The organism is Burkholderia sp. Cy-637 (assembly GCF_011753175.1).
Taxonomy (GTDB): domain Bacteria; phylum Pseudomonadota; class Gammaproteobacteria; order Burkholderiales; family Burkholderiaceae; genus Burkholderia; species Burkholderia gladioli.
The window spans coordinates 1-10925 of the sequence record NZ_VWWC01000202.1 but is presented as its reverse complement, the minus strand read 5'-3'; the positions used below and the strand labels follow the sequence as shown (position 1 = coordinate 10925).

General features: G+C 71.2%; 10 protein-coding genes. 3 read left to right on the top strand and 7 right to left on the bottom strand.

Annotated elements, in window-relative coordinates; translation table 11 throughout:
• The 6 genes from F3J10_RS31340 to F3J10_RS31315 all read right to left on the bottom strand — a co-directional run.
• On the bottom strand, nt 1-738 hold a 738-nt coding region (locus tag F3J10_RS31340), incomplete at its 3' end, for a PfkB family carbohydrate kinase (protein ID WP_167243727.1).
• On the bottom strand, nt 735-2186 hold the full coding sequence (locus F3J10_RS31335) for a cytosine permease (RefSeq protein ID WP_167234320.1): 1452 nt from the start codon (nt 2184-2186) through the stop codon (nt 735-737). The genes F3J10_RS31340 and F3J10_RS31335, both read right to left, overlap by 4 nt.
• A gap of 53 nt (nt 2187-2239) precedes the next feature.
• Complete coding sequence (locus F3J10_RS31330) at nt 2240-3307, bottom strand: ADP-ribosylglycohydrolase family protein (RefSeq protein WP_167234319.1); 1068 nt, start codon at nt 3305-3307, stop codon at nt 2240-2242.
• The gene (locus F3J10_RS31325) at nt 3307-4035 is read right to left on the bottom strand and encodes a GntR family transcriptional regulator (protein ID WP_013698563.1); all 729 of its coding nucleotides are present in this window, start codon (nt 4033-4035) and stop codon (nt 3307-3309) included. Before F3J10_RS31325 ends, F3J10_RS31330 begins: the two co-directional genes overlap by 1 nt.
• 206 nt (nt 4036-4241) lie before the next feature.
• Nucleotides 4242-5267 carry a porin gene (locus F3J10_RS31320; protein WP_025099296.1) on the bottom strand — a complete coding sequence of 342 codons (1026 nt, stop codon included), beginning with the start codon at nt 5265-5267 and terminating at the stop codon, nt 4242-4244.
• A gap of 381 nt (nt 5268-5648) precedes the next feature.
• Nucleotides 5649-6080: a hypothetical protein gene (locus F3J10_RS31315; RefSeq protein WP_167243726.1), complete on the bottom strand. Its 432-nt coding sequence runs from the start codon at nt 6078-6080 to the stop codon at nt 5649-5651.
• 109 nt (nt 6081-6189) lie between these two features.
• Here F3J10_RS31315 and F3J10_RS31310 point away from each other — a divergent pair, with 109 nt between their 5' ends.
• Nucleotides 6190-7029, top strand: coding sequence for a helix-turn-helix transcriptional regulator (locus F3J10_RS31310; protein WP_167243725.1), 840 nt, complete (start codon nt 6190-6192; stop codon nt 7027-7029).
• A gap of 186 nt (nt 7030-7215) precedes the next feature.
• On the opposite strand, the gene F3J10_RS31305 is transcribed toward F3J10_RS31310, so the two are convergent.
• The gene (locus F3J10_RS31305) at nt 7216-8265 is read right to left on the bottom strand and encodes an alpha/beta fold hydrolase (protein WP_105829631.1); all 1050 of its coding nucleotides are present in this window, start codon (nt 8263-8265) and stop codon (nt 7216-7218) included.
• A gap of 132 nt (nt 8266-8397) precedes the next feature.
• Here F3J10_RS31305 and F3J10_RS31300 point away from each other — a divergent pair, with 132 nt between their 5' ends.
• On the top strand, nt 8398-9339 hold the full coding sequence (locus F3J10_RS31300) for a LysR substrate-binding domain-containing protein (protein ID WP_167243724.1): 942 nt from the start codon (nt 8398-8400) through the stop codon (nt 9337-9339).
• Nucleotides 9340-9589: 250 nt separating this feature from the next.
• A complete protein-coding gene (locus F3J10_RS31295; protein WP_025099291.1) occupies nt 9590-10828 on the top strand; it encodes an MFS transporter in 1239 nt (412 codons plus the stop codon).
• Nucleotides 10829-10925 lie beyond the last annotated feature (97 nt).

Sequence of the window (10925 nt, the reverse complement as noted above, 5' to 3'; positions counted from 1 at the left end):
GAAGGCCGCCACCCGCGCGGGCACGCCGTCGATCGACACCACGCAGCCCTGCTCGGCATCGCGCACGATCGCCAGCGCGCCGGCCGGCAGCCGCGCGGCGAGCTCGTCCAGCGCCGCCTCGACGCTCGCGCGGCCGGTGTGGCGCAGCGCCTCCTCGCGGTTGCCGGTCCAGATCCGCGTGCGCCGCATCACGCGCGCGAGCAGCGCCGACTCGATGCTGTCGACCAGCGGGCCCGGATCGAAGGCCACCACCACCGATTCGGGCAGCGTCTCGAGCCAGTCCGCCAGCAGCGCGCCCTTGTCGGGCACGCACAAGCCGTAGCCCGTCACATAGACGATGTCGCGCGGCGTCACCGCCAGCGCGTCGAGCACGTCACGCTCCAGCACCGCCTCGGCGCCGAGATGGGTGACGAAGGTGCGCTCGGTGCTGGCGTCGACGATCGCCACGCAGATGCCGGTATCGCGATCGAGCACGCGCGGCGCGGCCAGCTCGGCGCCCTCGGCGGCCAGCGCCTGGCGCGCCAGCTCGCCGAAGCGCCCGGTGCCGTGGCCGCCGGCATAGACGCAGGCCATGCCGCTGCGCCGCGCGGCCGCGATCACGTTGAAACCGCCGCCCACCTCGAAGCGCGCCTCGGAAGCCAGCACGTCGCCGCCGGGCGGCGGCAGCGCGCCCACGCGCATGATCAGGTCCACCAATACCTGTCCCGTATGAATCAGACGGGGAACTGCCAAACTCATGACATACGCTCCTGCAGACCACGATTGCGCCGCGCGCCGCCGAGCAGCGCATAGAGACCGCCCGCGACGATGAAGGTGACGATCCAGCCCAGGCCGTTGCGGCCCAGCCAGCTGTCGGCGAAGGGCCCGTGGAAGCCGTGCTCGCCGCCGATCGACAGGAAGCTGAAGCCCAGCACGATGGCCAGCGCCCAGGCGCCGAACGCGCGCCATTCCACGCCGCCACGATACCAGTAGGCGCTGGCCGGGCTGACGTCGAGCAGGGCCTCGGGCCGGTAGCCGTCGCGGCCGGCCAGGTCGACGATGAAGATGCCGACCCAGGCCGTGATCGGCACCGCCAGCAGCGAGATGAAGCCGATGAAGGGGCCGTAGAAGCTGCCCTCGACCAGCATGAAGTAGATCGAGCCGGTGGAGATCACCACGACGTCGACCACCACCGCCTGCACGCGCTTGACCTTCAGGCCCAGCGTGAGCGTGGTGAGCCCGGCCGAATAGACCGACAGGTAGTTCGACAGCAGCAGCCCGCCGAAGGCGGCGATCAGGTAGGGAATCGCCATCCAGTGGGGCAGCAGATCGCGGATCGCGGCGATCGGGTCGGTGGCCGAGGCGAGCTTGTCGTTGCCCACCGCGAGCAGCGCGCCGAGCGTGATCAGCAGGATCAGCGGGATGCCCGCGCCGAACGCGGCCGAGGCGACCAGCGAGCCGGCCTTCACCTCGCGCGCCTGGTAGCGCGACATGTCCGCGCCGGCGTTGGCCCAGCCGATGCCGGTGCCGCCCGCGATGGTGCCGATGCCGATGATCACCGCGCTGGCCGGCGCCGGGGCCGCCGCGAACACCGCGTGCCAGTCGATCGCCTGGGCCAGGAAGCCGGCCACCACCAGGTTCAGCGCGCCGAAGACCCAGGTCGACCACTTCTGGATCACCAGCAGGGTGGCATGGCCGAGGCCCGACACCACCAGGGTGGCCGCCACGAAGATCGCGATGAACAGCAGCGTGAGCAGCGGATGCGCCTTGGCCTCGGCCGAGCCGCCGAACACGATCGAGAACAGCGAGAGCAGCACGTAGGCGCCGGTGGTGGTGTTGACGGTTTCCCAGCCGAGCCGCGAGAGCAGCGAGACGATGGTCGGCCCGATGTTGCCGCGCACGCCGAACACCGCGCGCGAGAGCGTCAGGCTCGGCGCATGGCCGCGCCGCCCGGCGATCGAGATCACCCCGACCAGCGCGAACGAGCCGGCCGCGCCGACCACCGCCACCAGCATCGCCTGCCAGATCGCCAGGTGCTGGAAGGCCACCAGGGTGGCGCCCAGCGGCAGCGCCAGAATGCTGATGTTGGCGGCGAACCAGACCCAGAACAGTTGCAGCGGATGGCCGCGACACTCGTCGTCGGGTACCGGTTCGATGCCGCGTGCCTCGATCTTGCCGGCGTGCGCGGGGTTGCGGGACGAAGCCATCTGTCTGTCTCCTGGAGCTGGGTGGGGAACGCGCGGGATGCGCGGGGCTCGCGCTAGCCGCGCGGGCCCCGTGTGCCGCGCAAGGCGAGCAGTTGCGCGCTGAGCGCATCGAGATCGAGCGCGCTGACGCGGCGCACGGTCTCGACGAGTGACTGGGGCAGTGCCTGGTAGCCGGCGCAGGCGCCGAGCATCGCGCCGAGCATCGCGGCGATGGTGTCGGTGTCGCCGCCGAGGCTGGCCGCGCTGGCCAGCGAGGCCTCGATCGCGGTGCCGTGGCGTCGCGCGTCGTGGGCCAGCGCGAAGGCCGCCACCACCGATTCCTGCGAGGCCACCGAGGTGCCGACCACTTCGTACAGCCAGTCGGCCAGCGCCTCGCCGCTGCGCGCGGCGCTCTCGCCCGCCACCCAGCGCAGCCGCGCGCCGATGCGCGCGCCGGCGATCCAGTTGCCGCGCGTCTCGCCGAGCTCGGCGAAACGTGTGCCGGCCTCCAGCGCCTCGCCCAGCGAGGCGCCCTCGATGCCGGCCGACACGACGGCCGCCACCGCGGCCGCGCTGGCGATGCCGAGCGTGGTGTGATGGGTCACCAGGCAGGAACCGACCACCGCCTCGACGAAGGCCTCGGGATCGGCCAGCGAGGTGGCGATGCCCACCGGCGTGACGCGCATCGCGGCGCCGTTGGTGGTGCCGAAGCGGCCCGCCAGCGAGACGTCCTCGCCATCGACGATGGCCTGCGTGGCGCGCCGCGTGGAGGGGCCGAGCAGGTCCAGCGAGCCGCGCGCCTTCATGTCGGCTTCCCAGGCGATCAGGCGCCGCGCGAACTCGAGCGGCGCGATCGCGCCCTGCCCGTCCACCAGCAACTGCGCCACCAGCACCGCCTGCTCGGTGTCGTCGGTGATCGCGCCGGCGCGCATGTTCGGCGCGATCGGCTGGTCGGGGCCCGCATCGAGCAGGCCCGTGACGCGGCCGAAGCGTTCGCGGATGGTCTCGCGGCTCAGGGCCTGGGTCGGCATGCCGAAGGCATCGCCCAGCGCGAGGCCGTAGAAGGCGCCGCGCGCGCGGTCCAGGCGCGCGGCATCGGCCTGGTCGGGGTGGGGAAACGAATCAGTACGGTCGATCGACATCAGAATTCCAGGTGCAGGGCAAAGTGGGCAGGGTCGAGCAGGCTCACCACGTACTCGATCACGCGGTTCTCGCGGTCGCGCGTGAGGCGCCGCGAGCGCAGGAAGGGCGTGCCGGCGCGGCGCTTGAGCAGCCGCGCGTCCTCGGCCTCCAGGCCGACCACCTCGGCCCATTGCTCGCCGTGGTCGGCCACCATGCCGTGCTCGGCCAGCGTGCGGTTCAGCGAGCCGCCCACCAGCCCTTCGAGCGGCAGCGCGGCCAGTTCGTCGGAGAACGGCAGGCGGCTGCGTTCCAGCGAGATATGCGCGGCCGTGTCGCCAATCACGCGCATCCGGTCGATCGCCACGAAGCGCGCGCCGGCCAGGCCCAGCTCGGCCGCCAGCGCCTCATCGTCGATGATCGCGATCTGCAGCAACTTGGTCTGCGCGCTGCCGCCGGCGCGCTCCAGCGCGGTGGTCCAGCCCAGCGAGCCGTCGATGGCCTGGCCGTGGAAGGTCACGAAGGAGCCGATCCCGCCGCGCCGCGTGATCAGGCCGCTGCTGGTGAGCAGGTCGAGGCCCTTGCGGACCGTGTTGCGGCTCACCGCGAAACGCTCGACCAGCTCGCTCTCGCTCTCGAGCTGCTGGCCATAGGGCAGCCGCCCGCTCAGGATGTCCCGCTCGAGCTCCGCCGCCACCCGGTGTGCCTTGGAACGCCCGACTTCGGACGTCCTGGCCGATTTACGCACCATCTTCTGTCTCCTGTCAGCAAGTGCCGCGCGGCCCCGGTTTCCGGTAGCGGAAAGCCGTTCGCGCGTCGCAAAAGGTACAAGTATGCACAGGTTTGACGACGGGCGGCGCCGGAAGGTGGATCGGGACGCACGCATGGTGATGACGGAAGCTCGGCTCACTCGCTGAAACGATCGATGAAGGGAACGGGAAAACGGCGGCGGCGGGCTCAGAAGCGATGCACCATGCCGAGCTGGAAGCCGCGCGCGTCCGCCCCCGGATAGGCCAGCGGCAGGCCCGCGTTGGCGGAGCCGGCCAGCCGGTACGAGGCGTCGCCGCGGTTCTGCAGGAAGGACAGCGCGCCGTACAGCGAGGTGCGCTTGGAGAACGTGTAGGTATAGAGCGCGGCGATCTGCCGGGCGTTGGCGCCCTGCCCCGTCTCGTCGTGCAGGTAGGTGCCGCCCAGCGACAGGGCCTGCGCGGGCGTCACCTGGTAGAGCGCCGAGATGCCGTAGATATTCACGTCGAGACCGATGTCGGCCCACTTCGCGCCGCTCCAGCCGAGATAAACGGTGGTCTTGCCGATCTGGTAGCCGGCGCCCACCTCGGCGGTGCGATCGAGCGTGCTGTTGTCGGCGCTGCGCACCGCCTGGGCCGCCGCGATCGCCGAGAACGGGCCGCGCGCGTAGGTCACGTCGGCCTGGTAGCTGGCGCCGCCCGAGCGCAACCCGCCCGCGTCGCCGAAGCCGACATAGACGCTGAACTGCAGCCCCGACAGCGAGGGCGACGTGTAGGAGACCGTATTGCTGGTGCGCACCGCGTAGGTTTCCATGTTGCTGAAACCGGAAGCCTGGGTGGCCGCGCCGAACGCGTCGAGCCCGCCCTGGTCGTTGAACAGCGGCGAGTTCTGGCGGCCCACGTGCAGCTCGCCCCAGTTGCCGCCCAGCCCGACCCAGGCCTGGCGGCTGAACATCGAGCCCGGCGTGGCGAAGCTGCCGTCGTTCGGGTTGAAGCCGTTCTGCAGGTCGAAGTTGACGTAGTTGCCGCCGCCGATGTCCTCGTGGCCGCGCAGCCCGATCCGGCTGGCCCACTGCCCCGACGAACCGATCGCCGCGGTGTAGCCGTTGCCGGTGTTCACGTACTGGAAGAACTCGTCGATGATGCCGTACAGCGTGACGCTCGAATCGGCATGGGCGACGAGCGGCAGCAGGCCGGCGGCGAGCGCGAACGTCAGACGCGACAGACGGAAGGACATCGTGGAACCCTGGTCGGATGGGATGCGGTCGTTTCGACCGGCCTGTTCCTCTAAAAAGTACATGTAGGAACAGGCGCAAAATTAAGGTTCCAATTTGAACAAGTCAAGCAGGCATCACTAGGGGAAAACCGCAGGGGGCCCGCCCCGCTTTCCTCGGAGGAAAGCGGAACCCTGGCAGGCGACGAGGCGATGGAAGGCCCGGGATGGCCGAGGCGCGGCCGGGTCGCGGCAAGCGGATGCGGGAACTCGCGCCGGGGAAGCGGCGAGGCGGGGAATTGCGTGGAATGGCGGGGAAAGGAAGGCGGGAGAACGAAACGGATCAGGCGGGAAACCGCCGGCGCGAGCGCGCCGGCGATTCGAACCGCACGAGCAAGCGCGGGATCAGGCCACCAGCGAGCCCTCGGCGGCGCCGGTCATGCGATTCAAGGCGATCCGGCGCGCCTCGTCGAGCGTGGCGGCCACCTCCACCGGCACCCCGAAGGCCCGCTCGATGCCCGGCGCGCGCTCGAGCGCGGCCTCGCGCTCGGCCGGATCCGGCTCGATCGAGATCAGCGCGCGGCAGATCGCGGCCAGCGCCTCGCGGTTCTGCTTGAGCCAGAGGCCGCGCTGCTTGCGGTCCTCGTGCCCCTCCTCCGGGCGGCCGGCCGGGAAGATCATCACGAACGGCATGCCGATCCGCAACAGGGTCTGCATCTCGTCCTCCCAGCGCGCGGCGTAACCGTCCTCGATCGTCTCGTTGCGCATCAGGACGAAGGGAAATTCGCGCAGGTTGAAGATGCGCAGCGCCGGGGTGCTGGTGGTTCGGGTAGTCATGGTGAACGCTCCATCGAATTCGGGTTTCGCAACCACACGAGGAGCATTGTTGGCCGGCGGCGGGCAAAGCTGATAATGTCGTTTGGTCAAAAAATAATGAATTCCGGCCATGACCTCCAACCCGGCTTCATCCACCCCCGACAGCCCCTCGACGCTCCAGGAAGCGATCGAGCGGCTCGACGGCCCGGTCCTGATCGCCCTGCCCGGCGGCGAGCACCGCGGGCCGCACGCCTATCGCCTCGGCACGCGCGAGATCGACTGGCACCAGCACCGGCGCGGCCAGGTGTTCTGCATCGAGAGCGGCTGCGTGCACGTGCGCACCCCGCACGGCTCCTGGCTGCTGCCGCCGCACCGGGCCGGCTGGATTCCGCCCGGGGTGCCGCACAAGGTCAGCATCAGCGGCGCGCTGAGCGGCTGGAGCGTGGCGATCGCGCCCACGGCGAGCCGCACCCTGCCCGCCGAACCCTGCGTGATCGCGACCACCGAGCTGATGGCGGCCCTGGTGCGCCGCGCCGTGAGCTGGTATGGGCGCGACACGCTGAGCGCCGAGGAAACGCGCATCAGCCGCGTGCTGCTCGACGAGATCCGCCGCGCGCCGCACGAACCGCTGCACCTGCCGATGCCGGCCGACCGGCGCCTGCTGAAGATCGCCCGGCGCATCCTCGCGCAGCCGCACGAGGGCCGCACGCTGGAGGACTGGGCGCAATGGGGCGGCTTGTCGGCGCGCACGCTGAGCCGCCTGTTCCAGGCCGAGACCGGCACCAGCTTCGCGCAGTGGCGGCAGCAGGCGCGCCTGACGCTGGCGCTGGAGCGCCTGGCCGGCGGCGCGCCGGTCGCCAACGTGGCCGATGCGCTCGGCTACGCCACGCCGAGCAATTTCATCGCGATGTTCCGGCGCGCGTTCGGCGATTCGCCCGCGCATTACTTCGCGCGTCGGCGCGAAGGCTGAGCTCGGGCTGGCGCTGGCGGCAGCGCGCCGCCAAGGACGAAGCCGGCGCGGCGCGCAGCGGCAGCCGCGCCCACCACCGGCAGGCAGCCGGGAAGAAAAAGGGCCGCGCGCGATCCTCGCGCGCGGCGCGCGGCGCGTGCGGGATCTGCCAAGCATCGCGCACGCGACGAAACCATGGAGCCCGCGCTAGAGCAGCACCGCCTCCGGCTCGATCGCGCCCGGCTCGTCCTCGCTGCCGCCGGCCTCGGCCGCCTCGCGCTCGGAGACGATGCGCCCCGGCACCTCGTCCGCGATCCGGCCGCGCAGGAGCCAGTCCAGCACCATCGGCCAGAGCCTGCCCTCGAAGCGGCTGTGGAAGAAGGCGAAATGGCCGATCGCGGTTTCGCCCACCTGCTCGGGGTTCAGGCGCAGATGGGTGACGCGGCTGCGGGTGAAGTAGCGCAGCAGCCGCTCGATCGCGGCGACCGTGCCGAACGGGTCGTCGCTCACGCTGAGCGCCAGGATCGGCGCGCGCAGGGCCGCGAAGCGCTGCACCAGCGCGCGGCGCTCGCGCTCGCCGCGCCGGATCGGCGCGCGCCGGTAGGTGTGCTCGAACTCGGCGCGGCTGCGGCTCCAGGACAGCGCCACGCCGCGCGGCGTGTCCTCCATCCAGCCGAGCCGCCGCGCCGGGAAATAACCGCACAGCGCGCTCACGAGCGGCATCACCAGGTGCCATTTCCACAGCATCGATACCCGGCTGCGCGGCGCGTAATCGCGCCAGTGCGCGTATTGCGCGCCCATCGTGAAGACGCGGCGCACCAGGTGGTTCGAGGGCGCCAGGCCCAGCGCCACCCCGCCGATGCTGTGCGCGACCACGTCGATCGGCTGGCCGGGAAAGGCCGTCGAGGCGTAACGCAGCACCGCCTCGGCATCGCGCTCGCCCCAGTCGAGCCAGCTCGCCTCGAATCGCGCCAGCACCGGCGGACGCGATTCGCCGATGCCGCGGTAGTCGTAGACGATCGCATCGCAGCCGTGGCGATGCAGCCAGGCCGCGAAGCGGAAGTAGTAACGGCAGCGCACCGAGGTGGCCGCGTTGACCACCACCACCGGGCGCGGTGCGAGCGGATCGGGCGGCGCGGCCTGACGCCAGACGAAGCCGCCGATCGGATAACCGTCCCCGGCGACGATGGTGACCGGCTCGGGCCCGGCGTCGGCCGCGTGGTCCATGTCGCGCGTCTTTCCAGTCGTATCGGCCATTTTCCCTCACATACCCGCAGTGCATGCCATGCCCATTCCGCTTGATCGCAGGGCAGGCTCCGAGCGCTATTGCACTTGACCGCCCCGCTCGACTCAATCAATCTTCTTGCATTGATCGCATGAGGCTCGCGCATGACAGTCCCGCTCATCAAACTCCCCTCGCTCGATCTCCTGCGCGGTTACGTGGCCGTCGGCCGGCGCATGAGCATCACGCTCGCCGCCCAGGACCTGTGCCTCACGCAATCGGCCGTGAGCCGCCAGGTGAATGCGCTCGAGGAGGCGCTCGGCACGCGCCTGTTCCACCGCGGCTACCGCTCGATCTCGTTTACGCCCGAGGGCGAGCGCCTGTTTCGCGTCGCCGACGAAGCCGTGCGCCAGTTGCAGGACAGCGTGGAGGCCCTGACCCATCCCAAGGCGCCCCAGCCCGTGACCATCACCGCCAGCATCGGCGTGGCGGGCCTGTGGCTGCTGCCGCGGCTCGGCGAGTTGCAGCAGGCGCATCCCGGCGTCGACCTGCGGGTGGCCGCCACCGACAAGCTGCTCGACCTGCGCGCCGAGGGCATCGACCTGGCGATCCGCTACGCGGCGGCCGACCACGCGCCGGCCAGCTCGGTGCGGCTGTTCGACGAGACCATCGTGCCGGTGGCGCATCCCTCGCTGGGCGTCACCGCGCTGGATGCCGACACGCTGGCGCGCCACGCGCTGCTCGAATTCGACGGCCCGCGCCGCCCGCTGCTGCAATGGGCCGATCATCTCGGCGCGCTCGGCCTGGAGGCCGCGCAGCGGCGCGGCGTGCTGCGCTTCAATCAATACGACCAGGTGATCCAGGCCGCGCTGGCCGGGCGCGGCATCGCGCTGGGGCGCGTGGCCCTGGTCGCGCCGCTGCTGGCCGACGGCCGGCTCGCCGCGATCGGCGAGTCCGACTCGCATCGCGCCACCGGCTACGCCTACTGGCTGCACCAGGTCGATCCCGAGCCGCGCGAGAACGTGCGCGCGGTGATCGACTGGATCCTGGCCGCCACCGGGGTCGAACCCGCGCGCAAGCTGGAGTTCGACGAGCAGGACGCGCGCTGATTCGCACCTGGAGGCCGTCGACCGGCCAGGCATGTCGATACGGAGGATCGCCGGGCTGCTGACTCCCTCCCGCCCGGCGCCTGCATCGGTGCGCATCGCATGCGACCCCTTTCATGCGGCCCGCGCATGCGAAGCGTGCCGCATTCTCACTTGATGCACGCTCCCGCCAGGCGCTTAATTGAGGCCCGGCGGCCCGCGACGGCTGGCGTCGCGCTCGCGACGCGTGCCGCGCGACATGAGAAGGAGACATATGCAGATCCGTTCCGAGGAGGCCTGGCGCCACCGCTGGCTGCTGGTGATCATGGGCGGCATCGTGATGGGCGGCGCGCTGGGCGTGCGCAACGTGCAGGGCCTGTTCCTGATGCCGGTCACGCTCGATCACGGCTGGAGCCGCGAGACCTTCGGCCTCGCGCTGGCGCTGCAGAACCTGCTGTGGGGCATCGCCCAGCCCTTCACCGGCATGATCGCCGACCGCTACGGCTCGGCGCGCGTGATCTTCGCCGGCGCCGTGCTCTACGCGCTCGGCCTGGTGGTGATGGCGCTGGCGGCCACGCCCGGCGTCTACACGCTCGGCACCGGCCTGATGGTCGGCATCGCGCTGTCGGGCACCGCCTTCGGGGCCGTATACGGCGCGCTCTCGCGGCTGTTCCCGGCCGAGCATCGCGGCTGGGCGCTCGGCATGGCCGGCACCATCGGCGGCCTCGGCCAGTTCGTGATGGTGCCGCTCGCGCAGGGCATGATCGACTCGATCGGCTGGGTGCGCGCCAGCTTCGTGCTGGCCGCCGTGATGCTGGCCACCGCGCCGCTCGCGGCCTGGCTGCGCGACCGGCCGCCGGTGCGCGGCGCCGAGGGCGGCAGCCACCAGACGATGCGCGCCGCGGTGCGCGAGGCACTCACGCATCGCGGTTTCTGGCTGCTCAACATCGGCTTCTTCGCCTGCGGCTTCCAGCTCGCCTTCATCGCCGCGCACATGCCGGCCTACCTGCTCGATCGCGGCATGAGCGCGCGCCAGGCCAGCATCGCGCTGGCCACCATCGCCCTGGCCAACACGCTCGGCACCTTCCTGTGCGGTTATGCCGGCGGCATCTGGCGGCGCAAGTACCTGCTGGCCGGCATCTACTTCACGCGCGCGATCTCGATGGCGCTGTTCATCCTGCTGCCGCTCACGCCCGCCAGCCTCTACCTGTTCTCCTTCGTCACCGGCCTGATCTGGCTCGGCACGGTGCCGCTCACCAACGGCCTGGTCTCGCAGGTGTTCGGCGTGCGCTATATCGCGACGCTGTTCGGCTTCGTGTTCTTCGGCCACCAGCTCGGCAGCTTCTTCGGCGTCTGGCTCGGCGGCGTCGTCTACGATGCCACCCACTCCTACCTGCCGCTCTGGTACGGCTCGATGGCGCTCGGCGTGGCCGCCGGCCTGCTGCACCTGCCGATCAACGACCGCAGCGTGCCGCGCCTGTCGAGCCCGGCCCCCGCCGCGCAGCCGGTATGAAGCCGCGCCGCGATCCCCGCACCGCCTGGGCGACGAGCGCGACTCGGGCGAGCCATGAGGTCTCGCCCGGCCCCGCCCCGCAGGCGAGGCACGGCGA

Bases quoted from the DNA above. Each gene is read 5' to 3' on its own strand.
- F3J10_RS31335 (WP_167234320.1), bottom strand. From the start codon at position 2,186: ATGGCTTCGTCCCGCAACCCCGCGCACGCCGGCAAGATCGAGGCACGC.
- F3J10_RS31330 (WP_167234319.1), bottom strand. From the start codon at position 3,307: ATGTCGATCGACCGTACTGATTCGTTTCCCCACCCCGACCAGGCCGAT.
- F3J10_RS31325 (WP_013698563.1), bottom strand. From the start codon at position 4,035: ATGGTGCGTAAATCGGCCAGGACGTCCGAAGTCGGGCGTTCCAAGGCA.
- F3J10_RS31320 (WP_025099296.1), bottom strand. From the start codon at position 5,267: ATGTCCTTCCGTCTGTCGCGTCTGACGTTCGCGCTCGCCGCCGGCCTG.
- F3J10_RS31315 (WP_167243726.1), bottom strand. From the start codon at position 6,080: ATGACTACCCGAACCACCAGCACCCCGGCGCTGCGCATCTTCAACCTG.
- F3J10_RS31310 (WP_167243725.1), top strand. From the start codon at position 6,190: ATGACCTCCAACCCGGCTTCATCCACCCCCGACAGCCCCTCGACGCTC.
- F3J10_RS31305 (WP_105829631.1), bottom strand. From the start codon at position 8,265: ATGGCCGATACGACTGGAAAGACGCGCGACATGGACCACGCGGCCGAC.
- F3J10_RS31300 (WP_167243724.1), top strand. From the start codon at position 8,398: ATGACAGTCCCGCTCATCAAACTCCCCTCGCTCGATCTCCTGCGCGGT.
- F3J10_RS31295 (WP_025099291.1), top strand. From the start codon at position 9,590: ATGCAGATCCGTTCCGAGGAGGCCTGGCGCCACCGCTGGCTGCTGGTG.